Source organism: Paraburkholderia fungorum, assembly GCF_046026025.1.
GTDB classification, from domain to species: Bacteria; Pseudomonadota; Gammaproteobacteria; order Burkholderiales; family Burkholderiaceae; genus Paraburkholderia; species Paraburkholderia fungorum_E.
This window is the reverse complement of record NZ_JAQQFL010000023.1, coordinates 1-20,906: the sequence shown is the minus strand read 5'-3', so window position 1 is coordinate 20,906 and position 20,906 is coordinate 1. Positions and strand designations below refer to the sequence as shown.

Below are 20,906 nucleotides of genomic sequence, written 5' to 3'. Positions count from 1 at the left end.
TGATGTTATGCACGCACGAGTCCTGTAGTTGGCCGTATTCCAGCGACCTCGCCAAACAGTGTGCCGGCCGTACGCTGCGGATCGAGTCCGAGACTTTCGCTCGCAACGCCGGCGATCAACGCGTCCAATGACATGGTCGGCTTGAGATCGCGCGCTTCGTAAAGGTCGCCAGGCTTCAGGCCGGGCCAGTCGGCCAGCACGCGTCCGCCCGCTACCGATCCGCCCAGCACCATCGCGACCGACCCGGTGCCATGATCCGTGCCGCCGGTGCCATTGGCGGCGGCGGTTCTGCCGAACTCGGTTGCCACCACCACGGTGGTCTTGTTCCACAACGGACCCATACCGTCGCGCAACGCCGCGAGCATCGTGTCGAGCGCTTTCAACTGATTGGCAAGACGCGCGTTCTGCGCCGTATGCGTGTCCCAGCCGCCGGTTTCGATCATCGCGATACGCGGACCGTCGTCGCGTGACAGAAAGCCCGCGGCAAGCTTGCCGAGGCTCGCCGGGTCCTGGCGCGCACCGGCGTCGCCCGCGAGCCCGCGCGCGGTCATGGCCGATTCCCAGAGCGGGCGCAATTGCGCATCCTGGTCGTACAGTTGCGAGACCCGCATCAGCAGATCGTCAGGCGCCGCCGGCAACCCCGAGGGCGCGTACGACGTCACCGCGGCCTTGCCGCGCAGCGCCATCGGCACGGTCGGCGCGAAGGCGATCGCATTCTCGCGTGTGGTGGGCATCGATGCGACGAGCCGGTTCAGCCAGCCGTCCTTCATCTGATACGGCGACGTACCGCCGGTCTCCAGCACGTTCTGCCCGTCGAAGTGCGAGCGGTCGCGATACGGCGACGCCACCGCGTGAACAAACAGCGCCTGATGATTCGCGTACATCGCGGCGGTCTGCGCGAGCGCGGGATGCAGCGCGAACGTGCCGTCGAGCTTGACGGCGTTGCTGGTATCGATCGCGAGCGCACCGCGCAGCGTCGAATAAGCGGGTTCGGCGTACGGCACGACGATGTTCAGGCCGTCGGCCGCGCCGCGCTGGATCACGAACACGAAACGGCGATCGGTCGCGACGCTGGCGAAAGCGATCTGCGGCGACACGAGAATCGCGCCCGCGCCTGCTGCGGCAATGCTCAAAAACTTGCGGCGTGAAAGCATGGCATTCATCTCCGTTGAAAATCCGGCGAGACCAGCAGTAGCGCGATCGCCGTCGACGCGCTATCGGCGCGCGACACCGCGGTGGCGGTCGGCGCGCTGAGCGAGCCGGCCAGCAAGGTCTGGCCAAGCGCGCGCGCATCGAGCCGGTCGCCGACACGCGACGCGAAGCGCTGCGCGACATCGACCCGGCGTATGAGCGCATCGGGAGCCGCCCAGCTCGCGGCAATGTCGTCGTAACCGGCGGGCGAACCCGGACGCCATACCGGCTGGCCGAGTTGCGTCAGGATGGGGGCGGTCTGCAGGTTGCCGAGGTCCTGCCAGCCGAGCCCGCGCATCGAAGAAATGGTCCATTCCCACGGCGTCTTGAACTTCACGGCGACCGGCGACCACGCCTGCGGCATGTCGATCAGCGTCCGGTACACGGTCGGCAGATCGCCGCCGCTGCGCTCGAACGCGTTCGCCAGGCGCTCGCTCACTTCAGGCGGTGGATTGTCCGCGACGAAGTGACGGGCGAGCTTGCCGCCGATGTGCTGCGCCGTCGCAGGCGAGCTCGCGAGGTCGTGCAGGATCGCCAACGCCTGCGCTTCGCCCGGCTGGTCATAGCGGCGGCCCATGATGGTTCTCGAGCCCGGCTCGTGCAACGCCACGCGAAACACGAAGGTGCCCGGGGCCGCGTTCGGCTGCCCACCCAGGCGGCCCGGATTGCCGCCATTGCCGGCATTGCCAGGATTGCCTGGATTGCCGGCGAGACTCCAGCCGGTCAGCGCGCGGGCGAATTCGGTGACGTCGTCCTGGGTATAGCCGCTGCGCACGCCGAGCGTATGCAGCTCCATGATTTCGCGCGCGAGATTCTCATTCAACCCGCGTTTGACGTTCGGATTGCGTTCAGCGGCGCGCATGGCCGCCATGCTGTCCGGTCCGACTGAGCGCGTCTGGTCGAGGAACAACTGCATGGCCGGATGACGCTCGACCGCGACTAGCATGTCTTCGAAACGGCCGAGCACGTGCGGGCGAATCGCTTCCGCTTCGAATGAACCAGCCAGTGCCGCGACGCCGGGTTTCTCCGTGGATACCGCGAAGTGGTTCGCCCAGAAATGGACCAGCCTTTCGACGAAAGGCGTCTGCGTGGTCAGCGCGCTTGCGACACGCGCGTTCACCGAAGCACGGTACATCGCGCCGATCTCGCCGCGCAGTGCTTTTCGTTCGGCTTGCTTAGCAGTTTGGGCGGTGGTTTCGGTTGCAGCTTGTCCAGTGGTTGGCGTGTTGGCCTGAGTATTGGCCTGCGCATTCGTCTGACTAGCGGCCGCGCCTGCGCCGACGTTCTGCGGGTTCTGCCGGATCAGCTGGTTGAGTTCCATGCGCTGCTGTACCAGTTCGGTGGACAGCGTCACCGAGTCAGGCTGGCTCGCCCACGCGGCGGGCCGCGGCTGATACTGCTCGAACTGCGCGAGCAGCCACGCTTTCGGGTCGGCAGGCGGCGTGTCGTCGACACGCGCGCCAAGGCCGAAGCGGTTCAATGCAATCGCCGCGGCATTCATATTCGGTGAGGTAGACATACCGTCCTCTTCGGCGTTGGATATTTCTTTAAACGAGGGCGACGATGAATTCCGTCGCGCTCGTCCATAAATTTTCATCCCCCCGAAGCTGCACCCGGCGTTGCATTCGAAGCATCACTCGCGCTCGGCACAGACGCGGCGGGTTGCGGCGGTTTTTTCGCATTGGCGGCCGGCTGTGGCTCACGCCACTGGCCCCGCAGCTTCAGACTGTCGGCGAATTCGACACGCTCCTCGGGCGACAGCGTGGCCGCAAAGTCCGCCACACTGCCCTCCACTTGTGCGCGCAAGCTGCTGTCGGCTTCACGCGTGCGGGCCAGCGCGGCATCCAGCGCCGCGCGATCGAACTGTGGCGCGGCGAGCAGGCGCAACACTTCGTGACGCCCTTCGCGGCCATCACGCGCAAACTCGTGGCCCTCGCGGCGCGCCTTCTTCAAGCCGTCGAGAAAGGACTTCTGACGTTCGGCCGACAGCGTTTCGGCGGCAAAGCGCAACGCCGTACGCTGCTGCGCCTGTGCTTGCGCCTGGGCCTGCGCCGGGGTCATCGCGCCATGCGCCGCGAACCATTGATAAGCACCACCGACAATCGCACCCACCAGGAACACGTTGAGCACCAGCGAAGCCACCAGTACGATTTTCCATGACCGGCCGTTCATTCGCCGCTCCAATCGGCGGATGAACCACCGAAACTCGAAGTTAAATAAGAAGACTCGTGCACGGGCGGCGCCGTCCACGTCAACGCAAAGAACGACACCGCAAACGCGCCGGCCACGCCGCCCAGCAGCCCGACCCCCGCCACCGCCGCGCCCGACCACCACAACCGCCGGCGCGGCGCACTGGGCCGCCGTACCGGCGCGCTGCCGATGACGCGCTGCTGCAACGCCGCGCCAGGCGGATCGACCTTGTCGGCCGCCAGCCACGCATCGATGCCGGCCGCGGCCGCCAGCGCCGCATCGGCCTCGGCACGATGCGCGGCAGCCCAGGCCTGTCCCGCTGCGCGTTCCTGTTGCGGCCAGCGGCGCGGATCGGCACCGTAGGCTTCGACGATCTGATGGAATCTTTCGGGCGTCATGACTTGTCCTTGCTAAGGCCGCTGCCGGCCAGTTGGGCGCGCAGATTGCGGCGCGCACGTGCCAGCAGACTTTCCAACGCATCGACCGTGATGCCCATCAGGGCGGCAGCGTCGATGTTCGACATCTCCTGGTAGTAATTGAGCACGAGTGCCTCGCGCTGTCGTGCCGGCAATGCGGCGAGCGCCTCGCGAACGCGCTCGTCCTGGGCGCGTGCTTCGAGGGCAGCGTCGGGTAATGCGGCGGGATCGATTGTGTCGGGCAAGTCGTCGTCAGGGACTTCGCGGCGGCCGCGCAAGCGGTCATAGCAAAGATTGAGCGCCACGCGATGCACCCACGTGTCGACCTTCGCCTCGCCTTCCCGCCAGCGCGGGGCCTGCTTCCAGATCCGCACGAAGACCTCCTGCGCCACGTCTTCCGCTTCCATGCGGTCGCCCAGCATGCGCGTGGCGAGCGCGAGCAGACGCGGCAACTTGCGCGCGACGAGCGAGCGGACGGCTGCCGGATCTTGCCTGGCAACCCCCGCCAGCAGTTCCGCATCGGGATCGCGTTCACTCAAGGCATGCGGCTCCACAGCGCGCGCGGGATGCGGAGCGCGGATCGACTGGTAATGCGCGCGCCGCTTCGAACGGCGCGCACCGGACGGATTGCAGGGTGCATTGCGATCAATATACGACGACCGCCGGTCGATAGTAGGCCGGACGTGCTGGATAGACGACACAGCCGGCGAGCGTGGCCGCCAGCAAAATGATCACAAGCGTTTTCATGGCAACCTGTCCGGTCGAGTGATAAAGCGCGCCGCCGCGCAAGGAACCGCGTCACGGCGCTCAGCGTTCAGGCCCAATGCCCTTCGACCCAGCGCCAGTTCGGGCCGCGCTGCACCCAATGCCCCGGCACCCAGCGATAGCCGACACGAACCGGCTGCCAATGGCCCGGCACCCACACATAGCGGCCGTGGCTCCAACGCCAGCGGCCCTGATCCCAGACGTAGCCGGCGCGCGGTGCCGGCATCACTTCGACACGCGGCGGCGGCGGCGCCATTGGCGCGATGATCACCGCCTGCGCGAAAGCGGGCGCGGCCGTCAGCGCCGCGGCGCACGTGATCGCCGCAGCGAGCACGGAAGTCAGAAGGCGGACCGGTTTGGTGGATGTCATGCTGATTTCTCCCCTAAGTGCCGAAGCCAGATACGGCTGCGTTTCTTCTTGAACGCGAGAGCCGGAGAAATCCGTCGTTTTGATTTGCACTGAAAGAAACGCAACGACGCATGCGAGCCGTGACCGGCAGCGCTGCCTTCAGTTTGCGGTTTATAGAAAGTAGAACGACAGTGAAAGTTATTCAAATGAATGGCAACTGATAGGCAACGTAATGTTCGCGCCCTCAAATCTTAATCAGCCGATGTTTCAATGCGCGCTGTTTCTAGCGGTAAGACGTCTCAGCTGTATTTCTAACTTTCTAACAATATCCCCAGCGAACATCCACACGTGCATCACTGGAAACGCTGAACGGCGAAGTCGAATCTGGAGCCAGTCACATGTTCCGTAGAACCCTCTTACCCATCCCGTTTGCCGCGATGCTTGCGCTCGCTGCATGCGGAAGCAACAACGTGAACTCGCCGGCGTCGGCGTCCGCGCCGGCTCCCGCATCGACACCGGCAGCAACGGTGTCGGCGCAGGATGCCGTTACGACGGCTACGCCGATCAAACACGTCGTGGTGATCTTCGGCGAGAACGTCTCGTTCGATCACTACTTCGCGACCTACCCGCAAGCGTCCAACCCGGTCGGCGAACCGCAATTCGCGGCAGCCGCGGGCACGCCGACGGTCAACAACCTCGCCAGCAACAACCTGATCACCGCGAACCCGAACTCGCTGTCGAGCTCGCCGAACACGGCCGGCCGCACGGTCGGCGCGGTAAACGTTGCGGGCCTCGGCCTGCCCGCCGCCGACCTGCTGCCGTTCCGTCTCGATCGTTCGCAAGCCAATACGTCGAGCCAGAACCACGCCTATGCCGCGGAACAGCTTGCGTATAACAACGGCGCGATGGACTCGTTCCCCCTGTTCACCGCATCGGGTTCGACGATTGCCGGCAGCACCGGCGCGTTCGCCACGAAGGGCCAGGTGCTCGGCTACTTCGACGGCAACACGGTCACGGCGATGTGGAACTACGCCCAGAACTTCGCGATGAACCAGAACGCGTACACGGACACGTACGGTCCGTCGACGCCTGGCGCAATTGAAGTGGTGTCGGGCCAGAACAACGGTGTGGTGGTGACGGGCGGAACCTCGGCCAACGCGATTCCGGATTCGGCCGGCGGCTTCACGCTGGTCGGCGATCTGGATCCGACCGGCGACGCCTGCACGATCGCGGCGGGCAGCACGGTGACGGCCGCGATGTCGTCGAACAACAAGAACATCGGCGACCTGCTCAGCGCGAAGGGTCTCACGTGGGGCGGCTTCATGGGCGGCTTCAATCTGACGACCACCAACGCCAACGGCACGACCGGTTGCGCACGCTCGACCTTCTCGCAAGTGCTGAACGCGACCAAGACCGACTACACGCAGCATCACAACTGGTTCCAGTACTACCCGACCACGGCCAACCTCGCGCACACGCGTCCGTCGTCGACGGCAGCGATCGGCTCGACCGACCCGCTCGACAACACCGCAACGCCGGTTCACCACCAGTACGATACCGACGACTTCTTCGCGGCGGTGAAGGCGGGCAACTATCCGTCGGTGAGCTTCCTGAAGGCGCCGGCGATCAGCGATGGCCACCCGGGCAACTCGGACCCGATCGACGAGCAGGCTTTCGTCACGAAGGTGATCAACTTCCTGCAGCAACAGCCTGACTGGAAGAACACCGCCGTGATCATCGCCTACGACGATTCGGACGGTTGGTACGATCACCGCTTCATGGCGCCGAAGAACTCGTCGTTCGATTCGACCACGGCGCAATCCGCGGGCGGCGTGACGGTGGCGGGCACGGACAACCTGAGCGGCACGGGTCAGTGCACGGCAACGGGCGCGGCTCAGCCGCTGGGCGTGAATGGCGGCGCGGTGAACGGCCGTTGCGGCCCGGGTACGCGTACGCCGTTTATCGTGGTGTCGCCGTGGGCGAAGGTCAACTTCGTCGACGATACGCCGATCACGCAGGCTTCCGTGGTCAGGTTCATCGAGGACAACTGGCTCGGCAGTCAACGCCTTGGCAACGGTTCGTTCGATGCAACGGCAGGCAGCATCATGAACATGTTCAACTTCTCGGGCTCCGGCAACAATCCGACGGTGTATCTGGATCAGAACCTGGGTATCAAGCTGTCGGCGCCGCCGGCGAGCTGAGCGGCATGCGTGAATTGCCCTTGCGGTGGTGCGCTTCCAGCGAGTTTGCTGTCACGTCATGCACGCGTGCTGTTCGTGCATGACGGTATGAAGCGCGGTGCCGCCAGGGTATGAAACACACCAAGCTGTAGTTAGGCGTCGAGCCAGTGCAAACGTACTGGCTCGATTTGCTTTTTGATCGCACCTGATCGAATTACTTGTCACCACCGCCATGAATCATCCTTCAGACGCCGTCCTGCCCTCGCACCTGCCTGCCGGCGGTGAGCCGGGTCCCGTCATTACCCGTCGCTCGTGGCTCAAGCTGCTCGCGTGGAGCGCTGCCGGTATCGTGTTTGCGCTCGTCGTGGTTTGCGCGTACGCGCTCGTCTATCCGGAACGGATGCCGCCCGCCGTCGGCGCGATCGTCGAAGAAATCACCGGCGCGAATCCTCATCCGGTTCAATTGATGCGTCCGCAAGACGCTCCGCTGAGCGCGGTTGCGCTGCTCGGCAAACAGATTTTCTTCGACGCGTCGCTATCGGCCTCGGGTACGCAGTCGTGTGCGTCGTGCCACTCGCCACAGCATTCGTACGCACCGGATAACGCATTCCCGGTGCAACTCGGCGGCGCGCACATGAATCAGGCCGGCTACCGGCCGCCGCCGTCGCTGGCGTATCTGTACCGCCAGGCGCCGTTCAGCATCGGACCGGATCAGGGCGATACCGACGTGCCGGTGGATATGACGCAACTGGCCTCACAGGCGGCCGGCGTGCAGCGCGCGCAGAAGACAGCGCTTGCCGCCCCTGCCGCTCCGGCAATGGTGCCGCAAGGCGGACTGTTCTGGGACGGCCGCGCCGATACGCTGCAAATCCAGGCGCTCGGTCCGCTGATGAATCCGGTGGAGATGGCCAATGCGACAGAAGAAGACGTCGCGCACAAGCTGCTGCAAACGAAGTATCTGGATCAGTTCAAACAGATCTTCGGACCGGGCATCGTCAGCAATCCGAGCCTGCTGATCTCGGAAGCCATGTTCGCAGTGGGACGGTATCAGACCGAGGATCAGTCGTTTCATGCCTTTACCAGCAAGTACGACTACTGGCTCGAAGGTAAAGCGCGACTCACGCATGCCGAGTTGCACGGCTTGCAGTTGTTCAACGACAAGGACAAGGCGAACTGCGCCGGTTGCCACTTGAGTCAGCCCAGCAAGGATGGCCTGCCGCCGGTGTTTACCGATACACAGTACGAGGCGCTTGGCGTGCCGCGCAATCCGGCCATTCCGGTCAACAAGGATCCGAAGTTCTTCGATATGGGCGTGTGCGGGCCGTTCCGCGACGACATGAAGAAGGAGACGCAGTACTGCGGGATGTTCCTCACGCCGACCCTGCGCAATGTTGCCGAGCGCAAGGTGTACTTCCATAACGGCGTTTATCACGACCTCAAGCAGGTCATGGACTTCTACAACCTGCGTAATACGGCGCCCGAGAAGATCTATCCGCGCGATGCTTCGGGCAAGGTGCGGAAGTACAACGATCTGCCGCCGCAGTATCACGCCAATGTCGACGTCGCCGACGCGCCGTTCGATCGCAAGTTCGGCGATCAGCCGGCCATGACGGATCAGGATATTCAGGACATCATCGCGTTTATGAAAACGCTGAGTGACGGGTATAAGGCCGGTTCCTGATCTCTCGCGGGAAACCGTCGCATCGCCGTTATGCGGGGTTGTGCGGGGTTATGCGGGGTTGTGCGAGGTCGCGCGAGCCGGTGAGGTATCCTTGCCGGCTCCGCGACCACTTTTCGTACCCTGCCCGATGGCCCATTCCCCTTTCCCTTTCGACGCTGTACTTTTCGACTGCGACGGCGTGCTCGTCGACTCCGAACCCATCACCAACCGCGTGCTCACCGAGATGCTCGGCGAGTTAGGCTGGCAATTGAGCGTCGAAGAGGCGATGCAGATTTTTGTCGGCAAGGCCGTCAGGGATGAAGCCGCCCTCATCGAGGCGCGTACCGGTTTCGCGATTACCGCGGATTGGCTCATGCAGTTCCGCGCGCGCCGTAATGAGGCGCTCGATCGCGAACTGGTGGCGATCGACGGCGCGGCGTCGGCCGTGCGCGCCCTTTACGCGACACTCGACGGACGCATTGCCGTTGCTTCGGGCGCCGATCGCGTCAAGGTTGAGTTGCAACTGGCGAAGGCCGGCATTCTCGACTGCTTCGAAGGACACATCGCGAGCGGTCACGAAACGCCGCGCAATAAGCCGTATCCCGATGTCTATCTCGCCGCGGCCGCGGGGTTGGGCATGGACCCGCACCGTTGCGCGGTGGTGGACGATACCGTCACGGGTGTGACGGCAGGTGTCGCCGCCGGCGCCACGGTGTTCGGCTATTGTCCGGCAGAACTGAGCCACAGCAGCGCGACTGCCCTGCATGGCGCGGGCGCGGCTCACGTCTTCCGGGACATGGCCGAATTGCCCGCCCTGCTCGCCGGATGGCGCGGCGCGCAGGGTTGACGGCTCTTTTTTCATCCATCGATCGATGTTCAATCCTGCCGATGCGCTCTTAGCCACGCGAGCACGTCGGCCGCATTCCGATCCGGTGGAAACACGGGGTTATCGAGCCGACTCGATCGGCCGCGGTACTTGCCCGCCCGGGTGGTCTTCAACATGCCAGCCCGCAGCTTTCAAACGCTCACGCAGACGGTCGGCTTCGCACATGAAAAACCCCGCAAGACTTTCACCTTGCGGGGTTTTTACTCAACCAGCGGCGTTTTCCGCCTAGCGCGACATCATGTGCATGCTGACGTTATGCATGATCCACAATGAGCCGATGATCAGGATCACGGCCGTGAGCACGGTGAAGCCGAACGCCATGACGTTCCAGCGTTGAGCCGACGACGCATTCATGTGCAGGAAGAAAATCAGATGCACGACGATCTGCACGAACGCGAGGCCCGCGATCGCGAGCAACGCGTTCTCGCCCGTCAACGTGCCGTTCAGCACGAGGCCGAACGCCGCGGCGGTCAACACGACGGAGAGAATGAAACCCATCGTATAGCTGCCGACGCTGCCGTGACTCTCACCCGAGTGCGCCAGGTGTGCGGTTTCGCTATGGTCCATTTAGATCACGCTCGCAAGATAGACAAAGGTGAAGACGCCAATCCACACGACGTCCAGGAAGTGCCAGAAAAGGCTCAGGCAGGTCAGGCGAATCATGTCGCGTTCGGTCAGATCACGATGACGCATCACCTGCACGGCGAGCACCGCCATCCAGATCAGGCCGCACGTCACGTGCAAACCGTGCGTGCCGACCAGCGTAAAGAACGATGACAGGAACGCGCTACGGCTCGGTCCCGCACCCTGTGCGATCAGGTGCGAGAACTCGCGCATTTCCAGCACGAGAAACGCGAGACCCAGCAGGAACGTCACGCCGAGCCAGAAGAGCAGCACGCCCTTCCTGTTCTTGTGCGCACCCAGCATCGCGAAGCCGTACGTGATACTGCTCAGCAGCAGCATCGACGTTTCGAGCGCGACACCCGGGATCTCGAACAGATCCTTGCCGGTCGGACCACCCGCGAACTGATGGCCCATCACCGCGAACACCGCAAACAGCGACGCGAAGATGATGCAGTCTGTCATCAGGTACAGCCAGAAGCCGAATACCGAATGCGACGGCGGGTGATCGGCATGATGCGCATCGTGAAGATGCGAGCCCGCCGTAAGAGTGTTGTTCGACATCAATCCACCTCCAAAGCGACCTGCGCATCGGCGCGGGAGCGTTTTTCTTCAATCGCGACCTGTGCGCCTGAGCCGGAGCGTTCTCGTTCAATCGCCGCTACCGTGGCGGCCGGGATGTAAAAGCCTTCGTTCTTCTGGAAGCTGTAAATGATCACAGTACCGATCGAGCCGACCAGACCCACAATCGCGAGCCACCAGATGTGCCACACAGCAGCAAAACCCAGCACCAGCGAGAACATCGCCACAACCAGACCTGCGGACGTGTTTGACGGCATGTGAATGTCGCGATACACCGGCTTCGGCCGATTCTTGCGCGACTTCATTTCAGCGAATGCGTCCAGTTCACGCACGTCCGGAATGATCGCGAAGTTGTACGACGCCGGCGGCGAGCTCGTTGCCCATTCCAGCGTGTGTGCGTCCCACGGATCGCCTGTGACGTCGCGGTTTTGCGGCAGGTTGCGGTCGCGGATGCTGACGACCAGTTGCAGCACCTGGCAAGCGATACCGATGGCGATCAGCACAGCACCGACCCACGCGAAGATCAGCCACGGGTGCCAATCCGGATTGTCATAGTGATTCAGACGACGCGTCATGCCCATGAAGCCCAGCACGTACAGCGGCGTGAACGCAACCCAGAAACCGATCTGCCAGAACCAGAACGACGCCTTGCCCCACGTCTCATTCAGCTTGAAACCGAACGCCTTCGGGAACCAGTAGTTGAAACCAGCCAGGTAGCCGAACAGCACGCCACCAATAATCACGTTGTGGAAGTGAGCGATCAGGAACAGGCTGTTGTGCAGCACGAAGTCCGCGCCTGGAATCGCCATCATCACGCCGGTCATACCGCCGATCGTGAAGGTGACCATGAAGCCGAGGGTCCACAGGATCGGCGTCGTGAACTGCAGACGGCCCTTGTAGATCGTGAACAGCCAGTTGAACACTTTCACGCCGGTCGGAATCGCAATGACCATCGTCGCGATACCGAAGAACGCGTTGACGTCCGCGCCCGAACCCATCGTGAAGAAGTGGTGCAGCCACACGAGGAACGACAGCACCATGATCGCGCAGGTTGCCCACACCATCGTCTTGTAGCCGAACAGCGGCTTCTTGGCGAAGGTAGCCACGACTTCCGAGAAGATACCGAACGCCGGCAGGATCAGGATGTACACCTCCGGGTGACCCCATGCCCAGATCAGGTTCAGGTACAGCATGGCGTTACCGCCGCCGTCGTTGGTGAAGAAGTGCATGCCGAGGTAACGGTCCAGACCGAGCAGCGCGAGCGTGACGGTCAGGATCGGGAACGCGGCCATGATCAGCACGTTCGTGCACAGCGCGGTCCACGTGAACACGGGCATCTTCATGAACGTCATGCCCGGCGCGCGCATCTTGACGATGGTCACGAAGAAGTTCACGCCGGTCAGCAACGTGCCGATACCGGAGAGCTGCAGACTCCACAGGTAATAATCGACCCCGACACCTGGACTGAACTGCAATTCGGACAGGGGCGGATAAGCCAGCCAGCCCGTTTGCGCGAATTCACCGATCACCAGCGAGATGTTGATCAGGACCGCGCTGATCGCGGTCATCCAGAAGCTCAACGAGTTGAGGAACGGGAACGCAACATCGCGGGCACCGATCTGCAACGGCACGATGATGTTCATCAGGCCGACCATGAACGCCATCGCCATGAAGAAAATCATGATGACGCCGTGCGCGGTAAAGATCTGGTCGTAGTGATGCGGCGGCAGGAAGCCTGGCGCGTTATACGACAGCGCTAGCTGGGTACGCATCATGATCGCGTCCGCAAAACCGCGGAACAGCATGATGAGCGCAACCACGATGTACATCACGCCCAGCTTCTTGTGGTCGACCGATGTGAGCCATTCGGTCCACAGGTAGCGCCATTTGCCAAAATAGGTGATCAGACCCAGAACGAGCGCACCGCCGAGGGCGATCCCGGCAGCCGTCACCATGATGATCGGCTCGTGGTACGGAATCGAGTCGAGTGAGAGTTTTCCGAACATGCGTTACCCCTTACCCTTTGGCGCACAGTTAGCGTCGTTCATGTTGTCGAGGACGTTACCGTTGTTGTATCGGGCAATGATGTTGTGAAAGAGCTTCGGATCGACCGACGAGAAGTACCGCACCGGTTCCTTCTCCGTCGGCGCCGATACCGCGTGATAGCGGTCCATGTCGAGGCGCTCGGACGAGGCGCGTACCTTGGCGACCCACGCATTGAACTCTTCAGGCGAGGTGGCGAGTGCGCGGAACTTCATGTCCGAGAACCCCCTGCCGCTGAAATTTGCCGCAGTGCCCGCGTAGTTGCCGGCTTCGTCGGCGATCAGGTGCAGGCGTGTTTGCATACCCGCCATCGCGTAGATCTGGCCACCGAGTTGCGGAATGAAGAAGGAGTTCATCACCGTGTCCGACGTGATGACGAAGTTCACCGGCGTGCCGACCGGGAACGCCAACTGGTTCACCGACGCAATGCCGAGGTCGGGATAGATGAAGAGCCACTTCCAGTCGAGCGCGACGACTTCGACGTTGATCGGCTTCACCTGCGACTCGAGCGGCTTGTACGGATCGAGCTCGTGCGTGCTCTTCCACGTCAGCACGGCGAGAAACAGAATGATCAGCGTCGGGATCGTCCAGATGGCGATTTCGATACCGGTGGAATGCACCCAGCCCGGACGGTACTCGGCATTCCTGTTCGAAGCGCGATAGCGCCAGGCGAACAGCAGCGTGAGCACGATAACCGGCACCACCACGATCAGCATGGCCCAGGTCGACGTGGCGATCAGCTCACGTTCCGCCAGCCCCACACTTCCCTTCGGATTCAGAATATCGAGCTTGCTGCAACCCGAGAGCAACACCATGAGGCCGATGGAAAGGAAACTTGACGACCTTCGCAAAGTCTTTCCTTTCATATCCATTGCCCTTCTTTTACGACTTCAACGAACGTCATTCGACCGCTCTCCTTTTTATAAGCGATCGCATAATAGGGGCTCGTCAGCGGGATATAAACCCTCGATTTTGCAATGATCTATTGCGTCGCAACACCGCGCGACATGTTGTCGCAGGTGTGTGCGCAGGTGAAGGTCTGCTGTGCGTTATCGCAAGGTGCCGGCGGAGTCGTCGGATCACAAAAGTCCCTTTAAACAAGCGATAAAACGCAGCACGGCCATTCAGGTCGTGCTGCGTCGGATGCTCTGAAAAGGATGCGTGTCGGCGCGGAAAAACGCGTCAGGCAGTTGCAGCATCCGCATGACGAATGCTGCAACTGCGCAATGCCTCGTTCCGGTCAGCCCGGCGTGCGTGCCGCCACGGTTGCCGGCGCCGCCGCCTGCAGGTGTTCGCCACCGCCAGACGGTACGGAATCCGAAGGATGTGCGCTGCGCTCCGATTGAGCGAGGAGCGTGCCGACCGACGGGTCGATCGCGTCGGTGAACGGCTTCGGATTGATGCCGATGGCCAGCACCAGCAAAGCCATCGCGCCGAGCAGCGCGAACTCGCGTTTGCCGAGGTCCTGCAGCTTCGCGACACGTGCGTTGGCAATCGCGCCGAAAATCACGCGTTTGTACATCCACAGCGTGTAGGCCGCGCTCAGGACCAACGTGGTGGCCGCGATTGCGCCGATCCAGAAATTGAAGCGGATCGCGCCCATCAACACCATGAACTCGCCGACAAAACCCGAGGTGCCCGGCAGACCGATATTGGCCATCGAGAACAGCATCACGAACGCGGCGAAGCGCGGCATGGTGTTGGCGACGCCGCCGTATTCCGCGATCGAAGCGGTCTTGGTGCGGTCGTAGAGCATGCCAGTGCACAGCAGCATCGCGCCGGACACCACGCCGTACGACAGCATCTGGACGATTGCGCCCGCCTGGCCAATGCGGTTGAAGACGAACAGGCCGAGCGTCACGAGACCCATGTGCGCGATCGTCGAATAGGCGAGCAGGCGGCGCATGTCGGTCTGCACCAGCGCCAGCAGGCTCGAATAGATCACCGCGACCAGCGACAGCGTGATCATCATCGGCGCGAAGAAATGGCTGGCCTGCGGCGCGATCGGCAGCGCGAAACGCAGCAGACCGTAACCGCCCAGCTTGAGCATGCCGATCATCACGGCGGCGCCGGTCGGCCCGTCGAGGTGGACGTCCGGCAGCCACGTATGCAGCGGCCACATCGGCACCTTGACACCGAACGCGGCAAGGAAGCCGAGGAAAACCAGGACCTGTGCCCAGGTGCCCAGATGCGTTTCACGCCACAGGGCGAGATCGAAGCTGTGCGTCTGGCTGTACAGGTACAGCATCGACATCAGCATCATCAGCGAGCCAAGGAACGAGACGAAGAAGAACTTCACCGCAGCGTACGAGCGGTTCGAATTGCCCCACGTCCCGATCAGCAGGTACAACGGGATCAGCGTCGCTTCGAACGCGATGAAGAACAGCATGCCGTCCATCGACGTGAACACGCCTTGCATGAAACCCGACAGCATCAGGAAGGAGCCGAAGTATTGCGCGGTACGCTCGGTGATCGACTCCCATGAAGCGACCACGATGATGATCGTGGTCAGCGCGGTCAGCGCGACGAGCCACAGCGAAATCCCATCCACGCCCACATGCCACGCAATGTCGAACGTGGGCGACCAGCGAACGTTCTCGACGAACTGCATCGACGTCACGTCGTTGCGGAAGTTCGACACGAGAGGAATCACCGGCAGAAAACCCGCCACCGCGCCGATCAGCGCGAGCCACCGCGTGCGACTACGCGCCGCGTCAGATCCGGCACGCAAAACCACCAGGCCGGCGACAATAGGGATCCAGATGAGTAGGCTGAGAAGCGGAGGCAATGGCATGTGTTCTGTTGAAAACTTGAAATACAAAACGCCGCTCCAACGCCTTCAAAAACGAAAGCATTGAAATGGATATGTAGGCTGGATTTCGCTGAAATTGACGTCGGAGCGGTACTGCCCGCCTCGCGTTTACCCGCAGTCGAATGACCAAGGGTGGGAGATTACCAAGATAAGAATAGTTTTGCAGCGCAACAATGCTGCAACGCCCTTGACAATGCATTGTTGCCACGCCTGCCCTTGCGAAATGCAAAAAAATGTGCAAACGCACAAATGCATCTGAACAGAAAATCGCCCATGCTTTTTGCATGGAGAAGAATGCAGTTGGCAGACGGTTAGCCACTCTTGCACGAGCACCTTCATCCGGCGCTTGCACTGGAATAATTCATGCTGGCGCGCAAGGCGCCATCAAGGCCGATTTCGGGGCGGTGGCGAAAATTTGGCGCCTCCGCGAACAGAAAATTTTTTTGATCCGGCACTCTAAAGAAGCGCCGGTACGCGCCCGAAAAGACCTGCGCGCCCCGCCCCGGCCGCCTGCTTTCAAACGGGTATCCGGCGATGGTGGCACCGGCCTGCGAGCCTTACAGAACCCGAATATACTTCGGCGGTTCAGAGGCCGACACGCGTGCGCAGCACGGGTAGTTTCTTCGCATGGCAGGACGCCATCTTCGCTGGCCAGACTTATTGGATACCGCATGGAGTTTCGTGACGAAGGTGTCGTTCCCGCGCTCGAATGCCGCGAGCTTGGCAAGACCTACGGCGTCGGCCGCGTTGTGCTGGCGCACCTCGATTTCAAGCTCGCGCCGGGTGAATTCGTCGCGATCATGGGGGATTCCGGCGTCGGCAAATCGACGCTGCTCAATCTCATTGCAGGGTTAGACAGCGCCGATAGCGGCGACGTGATCATCGACGGCAGCACGGTCTCGCGTCTGGACGATAACGCGGCCACGCGTTTGCGCCGGCAAAAACTGGGCTTCGTGTTCCAGGCGTTTCACGTGCTGCCCCATCTGACGCTCGCGCAGAACGTCGCTCTACCGCTGCTGTTGAACGACCTGCCCACGGCCGCCGCCCTTGATATGCTGGCGGCCGTCGGCCTGAGCGGCCGTGGCGATGATTTTCCGCGGCAGTTGTCGGGCGGCGAGTTGCAGCGCGTCGCCATTGCGCGGGCGCTCGTGCATCGCCCGAAACTGATTCTCGCTGACGAACCCACCGGCAACCTCGACCCCGATACCGCGCACGACGTGCTCAGCCTGTTCCGCGCGCAAAGTAAGGCCACCGGTGCGGCCACCATCATGGTCACGCACTCGGAGGCAGCCGCGGCCGTCGCGGACCGGATCCTGATTCTGAGTAATGGCGGTTTGCACGCATCGCCAGGACGCAACGCCGTTTCCGGCTTGCCACCCGAGTCCCAAACCACTGCGCGCTCAGCCGGCAATGCACGCTGATTCACGCCCGCTTCAGCGAATTCGAGGCCACCGTGTGCTCGCGCGCTGGCTGTTGAGCGCCGAGTGGCGCAGTCATCGCGGACGCGCCCTGGTTGCGATTGCCACGATCGCGCTCGGTGTCGCGCTTGGCTATGCCGTCCAGTTGATCAACAGCGCCGCCTTCAATGAATTCTCGGCGGCGGCGCGCAGCCTCTCGGGACAGGCCGATCTGCAGGTGCGCGGCGCGCAACCCTTATTCGACGAGTCCATCTATCCGCGCCTCGCGACCGAGCCTGGTGTCGCTCTGGCGAGCCCGGTACTCGCTCTCGATGTCACTGTGCCGGACCGCAACGCCGCGCTACCCGTGCTCGGCATCGACGTCTTCAAGGCAAGCCGCATCGCGCCTGACCTGATCGGCGTGCCGGCGGCGGAACGGCCGTTCGATACGCTCGCGACCGACACGGTGTTTCTTTCGACGGCGGCGCAGCAATGGCTGAAGGTGAAGATCGGCGATGACGTGGCACTGCGAAACGGCACGTCGATCGTACATTTGCGCGTGGCCGGCGCTCTCGTGAGAACCCGGCCAGGGCAGCGGCTCGCGGTGATGGATATTGCCGCTGCGCAGTGGAAGTTCGGCAAGCTCGGCAAGCTGTCGCGCATCGACGTGCAACTCGAACGCGGTGTCGATCGGGAGCGTTTCAAGCGTGATCTGCAGGCGCGACTCGGCAGCCGGTGGGTGATCGCCGAGACACGCGATGCCGAAAGCCGCACGGATCGTCTGTCGCGCGCCTATCGGATCAATATGAACGTGCTCGCGCTGGTGGCGCTTTTCACTGGCGCGTTCCTCGTGTTTTCGACGCAGGCGCTGGGTGTCGTGCGGCGCCGTGCGCAGTTCGCAATGCTGCGCGTGCTTGGACTGACGCGTGGCCAGTTGCTGCGCCAGATCCTGATGGAAGGTGCGCTGCTGGGCCTGCTCGGTTCACTGTCCGGACTCGCGCTCGGCTACGCGCTGGCAAGCGGTGCGTTGCGCTTTTTCGGCAGCGATCTGGGCGGCGGCTACTTTCCCGGCGTGCAGCCGCACGTCGGCTTCGAACCGCTGGCAACCGCGCTATTCCTGGTACTTGGCGTCGCTGTGTCGATACTAGGCAGTCTTGCCCCCGCATTGGAGGCGGCGCGTGCGCGCCCGGCGGCGGCGCTCAAGGCGGGCGCCGAAGAAGGCGCATTGGCGCGACTGGCTACGCCATGGCCCGCTTTGGGCTGTTTGCTGGTTGCCGCCGTTCTCACGCAAGCGCCGCCTTTATTCGACACGCCGATCGGCGGCTACCTGGCCGTTGCACTGTTGCTGATCGGTGGCATTGCGCTGATGCCGCGCGTGACCGCTTTGATCTTTGGCGCAGCGAACCGTGCTCTCGGCGCGCGGTATCGTGCCGGTGCGGCGAGCACTTTGGCATTGGCACGTCTCGCGAATGCGCCGGGCCATGCATCGATCGCAATGGGTGGCGTACTGTCGAGCTTCGCGCTGATCGTCGCGATGGCGATCATGGTGGCCAGCTTCCGTGTTTCCGTCGAAGACTGGTTGGGCCACCTGCTCTCCGCCGATCTTTACGTGCGCGTGGCGCCGAACGGCGACACCGGGGGCTTGCGGCCCGACGAACAAACGCTGCTGGCCGGCGTGCCCGGCATCAGGACCGCCGCGTTTGCCCGCTTCTCGCATCTCACGCTCGACCCGGCACGGCCTGATGTCGCCGTGCTCGCACGCAAGATCGACGCTGCCGATCCTGGCGCGAATCTGCAAATGACCGGAGCGGTATTGTCACCCTCCCAGCTTCATGACGGGGAAACACCTGTTTGGGTATCCGAAGCAATGGTCGACCTGTATGGATACAAGTTGGGCCAGCGCGTGCAACTGCCGCTCGGCGAACGTGGTCACGTGTTCGTTGTGGCCGGCATCTGGCGTGATTACGCGCGTCAAACCGGCGCGATCCAGATACGGCTTCCGGATTACCGGCGCCTGACTGGCGATACGGGCGCGACGGATGTGGCCGTCACCGTTCAACCGGGAACGAGCGTCGAACGCGTGATGACCGGTCTGCGTGCGCTGCCCTTCGGGGCATCACTGGACCTGTCGCAACCGGGTGAAATTCGCGCGCATACGCTGGTTATTTTCGATCGAAGTTTTGCCGTCACCTATCTGCTCGAGGGAGTCGCGATCGTCATCGGCCTGTTCGGCGTCGCGGCGACGTTTTCCGCGCAGACGCTTGCACGGGCCCGCGAGTTCGGCATGCTGCGGCATGTAGGCGTGACGCGCTCGCAAGTTCTCGCGATTCTCGCGCTCGAAGGCGGGATGCTCACCGCTTGCGGTATCGCGATGGGTTTCGTTCTCGGATTTGCGATCAGCCTGATCCTGGTGTTCGTCGTCAATCCACAGTCGTTTCATTGGAGCATGTCACTGCATGTTCCGTGGACCGTGCTCGGCACCGTCGCGTTGGTGATGCTGGCCTCCTCGTGTTCGACGGCGGTGATTGCGGGACGAGGCGCGGTGTCGGTGGATGCGGTGCGCGCGGTAAAGGAGGATTGGTGATGGGATGGCCGCGTGAGATGACGCAGGAGTCGGCGTGTGAGGGCGTGGAGCGAAATAATCGAGGGAGGCGCGTTGGTCAGGCCGCCCGCTTGCGCCTCAAGCATCGCTTCTGGCTAGCGACCGCCTTGTCGTGCGCCTCACCGACTGCATTGCCTGGCATTGCGCGTGTAGGGCAGCTAAACGCCAAGGCTTGCGCGGTATTGCTTGGCATAGGCTTTCTGATCATCGCGCCGGCGTTCGCCGCAGCACCCGAGTTCGCTGCGGTTACGCAGGATCATCCGATCGTCCTTCCGCAAGATACCGGTGCACACCCGGCTTTTCGCACCGAGTGGTGGTACGCAACGGGCTGGCTCACGACTCCGGACAATCAACCGCTTGGTTTCCAGATCACCTTCTTTCGCTCGGCAACCGGCCACGACCCTGCGGACCCGAGTGCGTTCGCTCCGTCGCAATTGATCATTGCTCATGCCGCATTGAGCGATCCCGCGCTCGGTCACCTTGCGCACGATCAGCGCATTGCCCGCGAGGGCTTCGGGCTAGCGTATGCGAAGCCGGGCAATACGGATGTCAAACTCGACGCATGGAAAATCATCCGTGCCGCTGACGGCCACTACGACGTTACAGCGGACGCTAACGGATTCGCGCTGCACCTCGCGCTGACGCCGACACAGGCGCCGCTGATCCAGGGCGAGCGCGGCTACTCCCGCAAAGGTCCGCGCCCCGAGCAGGCGAGCTATTACTACAGCGAGCCGCAATTGCATGTGACCGGCACCATCGTTCGACCGGTCGTGGCAGGCAGAAAATCGACAGGTGAAACGGTCGTTACCGGCGCGGCGTGGCTCGATCACGAATGGTCGAGCACGCTGCTCGATACCGACGCGGTCGGATGGGATTGGCTCGGCGCCAATCTGACGGATGGTTCAGCCTTGATGGCTTTCAAGGTCCGCAGTCGCGATGGACATGCGATATGGGCACATGCCGCCCTCAGAAATCGCGACGGTCAGGCGACAACGTTCAGGCACGATCAGGTCGATTTCAGTCCGGTTCGCACGTGGCGCTCGCCACGCACGAACACGTCGTATCCGGTCTCGATGACGCTCAGAACCGGCACGTTGACGTGGCGCCTCGATCCGTTGATGGACGATCAGGAACTCGATTCGCGGCAGTCGACCGGTGCGGTGTACTGGGAAGGTGCGGTGCGGGTGAGCCGTGAAGGTACGGAGGTCGGCC

General features: G+C 62.7%; 17 protein-coding genes. 6 read left to right on the top strand and 11 right to left on the bottom strand.

Annotation, left to right across the window (positions count from 1 at the left end; all coding sequences use genetic code 11):
- Nucleotides 1–5: 5 nt before the first annotated feature.
- From PQR67_RS23475 to PQR67_RS23450, 6 genes are all read right to left on the bottom strand, one after another.
- A complete protein-coding gene (locus PQR67_RS23475) occupies nucleotides 6–1,154 on the bottom strand; it encodes a DUF1501 domain-containing protein (RefSeq protein WP_408464556.1) in 1,149 nt (382 codons plus the stop codon).
- A 5-nt stretch (nucleotides 1,155–1,159) separates the two neighbouring features.
- A complete protein-coding gene (locus PQR67_RS23470; protein WP_408464554.1) occupies nucleotides 1,160–2,710 on the bottom strand; it encodes a DUF1800 domain-containing protein in 1,551 nt (516 codons plus the stop codon).
- A 74-nt stretch (nucleotides 2,711–2,784) separates the two neighbouring features.
- Nucleotides 2,785–3,363, bottom strand: a complete 579-nt coding sequence (locus PQR67_RS23465) for a periplasmic heavy metal sensor (RefSeq protein ID WP_408464552.1) — start codon at nucleotides 3,361–3,363, stop codon at nucleotides 2,785–2,787.
- A complete protein-coding gene (locus PQR67_RS23460; protein WP_408464550.1) occupies nucleotides 3,360–3,779 on the bottom strand; it encodes a hypothetical protein in 420 nt (139 codons plus the stop codon). Before PQR67_RS23460 ends, PQR67_RS23465 begins: the two co-directional genes overlap by 4 nt.
- On the bottom strand, nucleotides 3,776–4,336 hold the full coding sequence (locus tag PQR67_RS23455; RefSeq protein ID WP_408464548.1) for an RNA polymerase sigma factor: 561 nt from the start codon (nucleotides 4,334–4,336) through the stop codon (nucleotides 3,776–3,778). Before PQR67_RS23455 ends, PQR67_RS23460 begins: the two co-directional genes overlap by 4 nt.
- A 275-nt stretch (nucleotides 4,337–4,611) precedes the next feature.
- Nucleotides 4,612–4,932 carry a hypothetical protein gene (locus PQR67_RS23450; RefSeq protein WP_408464546.1) on the bottom strand — a complete coding sequence of 107 codons (321 nt, stop codon included), beginning with the start codon at nucleotides 4,930–4,932 and terminating at the stop codon, nucleotides 4,612–4,614.
- Nucleotides 4,933–5,309: 377 nt separating this feature from the next.
- Here PQR67_RS23450 and PQR67_RS23445 point away from each other — a divergent pair, with 377 nt between their 5' ends.
- The 3 genes from PQR67_RS23445 to PQR67_RS23435 all read left to right on the top strand — a co-directional run bounded on the left by PQR67_RS23445 (nucleotide 5,310) and on the right by PQR67_RS23435 (nucleotide 9,598).
- Complete coding sequence (locus PQR67_RS23445; RefSeq protein ID WP_408464544.1) at nucleotides 5,310–7,112, top strand: phospholipase C; 1,803 nt, start codon at nucleotides 5,310–5,312, stop codon at nucleotides 7,110–7,112.
- Between the two features lie 211 nt (nucleotides 7,113–7,323).
- Complete coding sequence (locus PQR67_RS23440; RefSeq protein ID WP_408464542.1) at nucleotides 7,324–8,772, top strand: cytochrome-c peroxidase; 1,449 nt, start codon at nucleotides 7,324–7,326, stop codon at nucleotides 8,770–8,772.
- Between the two features lie 127 nt (nucleotides 8,773–8,899).
- Entirely contained in the window at nucleotides 8,900–9,598 is a 699-nt protein-coding gene (locus PQR67_RS23435) for an HAD family hydrolase (protein ID WP_408464540.1), read from the top strand.
- A 264-nt stretch (nucleotides 9,599–9,862) separates the two neighbouring features.
- On the opposite strand, the gene cyoD is transcribed toward PQR67_RS23435, so the two are convergent.
- From cyoD to PQR67_RS23410, 5 genes are all read right to left on the bottom strand, one after another.
- Nucleotides 9,863–10,204: a cytochrome o ubiquinol oxidase subunit IV gene (gene cyoD, locus PQR67_RS23430; protein ID WP_408464538.1), complete on the bottom strand. Its 342-nt coding sequence runs from the start codon at nucleotides 10,202–10,204 to the stop codon at nucleotides 9,863–9,865.
- The gene (cyoC, locus tag PQR67_RS23425; RefSeq protein ID WP_408464536.1) at nucleotides 10,205–10,822 is read right to left on the bottom strand and encodes a cytochrome o ubiquinol oxidase subunit III; all 618 of its coding nucleotides are present in this window, start codon (nucleotides 10,820–10,822) and stop codon (nucleotides 10,205–10,207) included. It lies immediately after the preceding gene.
- On the bottom strand, nucleotides 10,822–12,846 hold the full coding sequence (cyoB, locus tag PQR67_RS23420; protein WP_408464534.1) for a cytochrome o ubiquinol oxidase subunit I: 2,025 nt from the start codon (nucleotides 12,844–12,846) through the stop codon (nucleotides 10,822–10,824). Before cyoB ends, cyoC begins: the two co-directional genes overlap by 1 nt.
- Nucleotides 12,847–12,849: 3 nt before the next feature.
- Nucleotides 12,850–13,749 (bottom strand): ubiquinol oxidase subunit II, encoded by a 900-nt coding sequence (gene cyoA / locus PQR67_RS23415; RefSeq protein ID WP_408464751.1) that lies wholly within the window; start codon nucleotides 13,747–13,749, stop codon nucleotides 12,850–12,852.
- Nucleotides 13,750–14,123: 374 nt separating this feature from the next.
- Nucleotides 14,124–15,677, bottom strand: coding sequence for a complex I subunit 4 family protein (locus PQR67_RS23410; RefSeq protein ID WP_408464532.1), 1,554 nt, complete (start codon nucleotides 15,675–15,677; stop codon nucleotides 14,124–14,126).
- Between the two features lie 689 nt (nucleotides 15,678–16,366).
- Between PQR67_RS23410 and PQR67_RS23405 the strand changes: the two genes are divergently transcribed.
- The 3 genes from PQR67_RS23405 to PQR67_RS23395 all read left to right on the top strand — a co-directional run.
- On the top strand, nucleotides 16,367–17,116 hold the full coding sequence (locus tag PQR67_RS23405; protein WP_408464530.1) for an ABC transporter ATP-binding protein: 750 nt from the start codon (nucleotides 16,367–16,369) through the stop codon (nucleotides 17,114–17,116).
- On the top strand, nucleotides 17,106–19,676 hold the full coding sequence (locus PQR67_RS23400; protein WP_408464528.1) for an FtsX-like permease family protein: 2,571 nt from the start codon (nucleotides 17,106–17,108) through the stop codon (nucleotides 19,674–19,676). Before PQR67_RS23405 ends, PQR67_RS23400 begins: the two co-directional genes overlap by 11 nt.
- A 200-nt stretch (nucleotides 19,677–19,876) precedes the next feature.
- The coding region (locus PQR67_RS23395) for a lipocalin-like domain-containing protein (protein ID WP_408464749.1) at nucleotides 19,877–20,906 on the top strand (1,030 nt) is incomplete at its 3' end.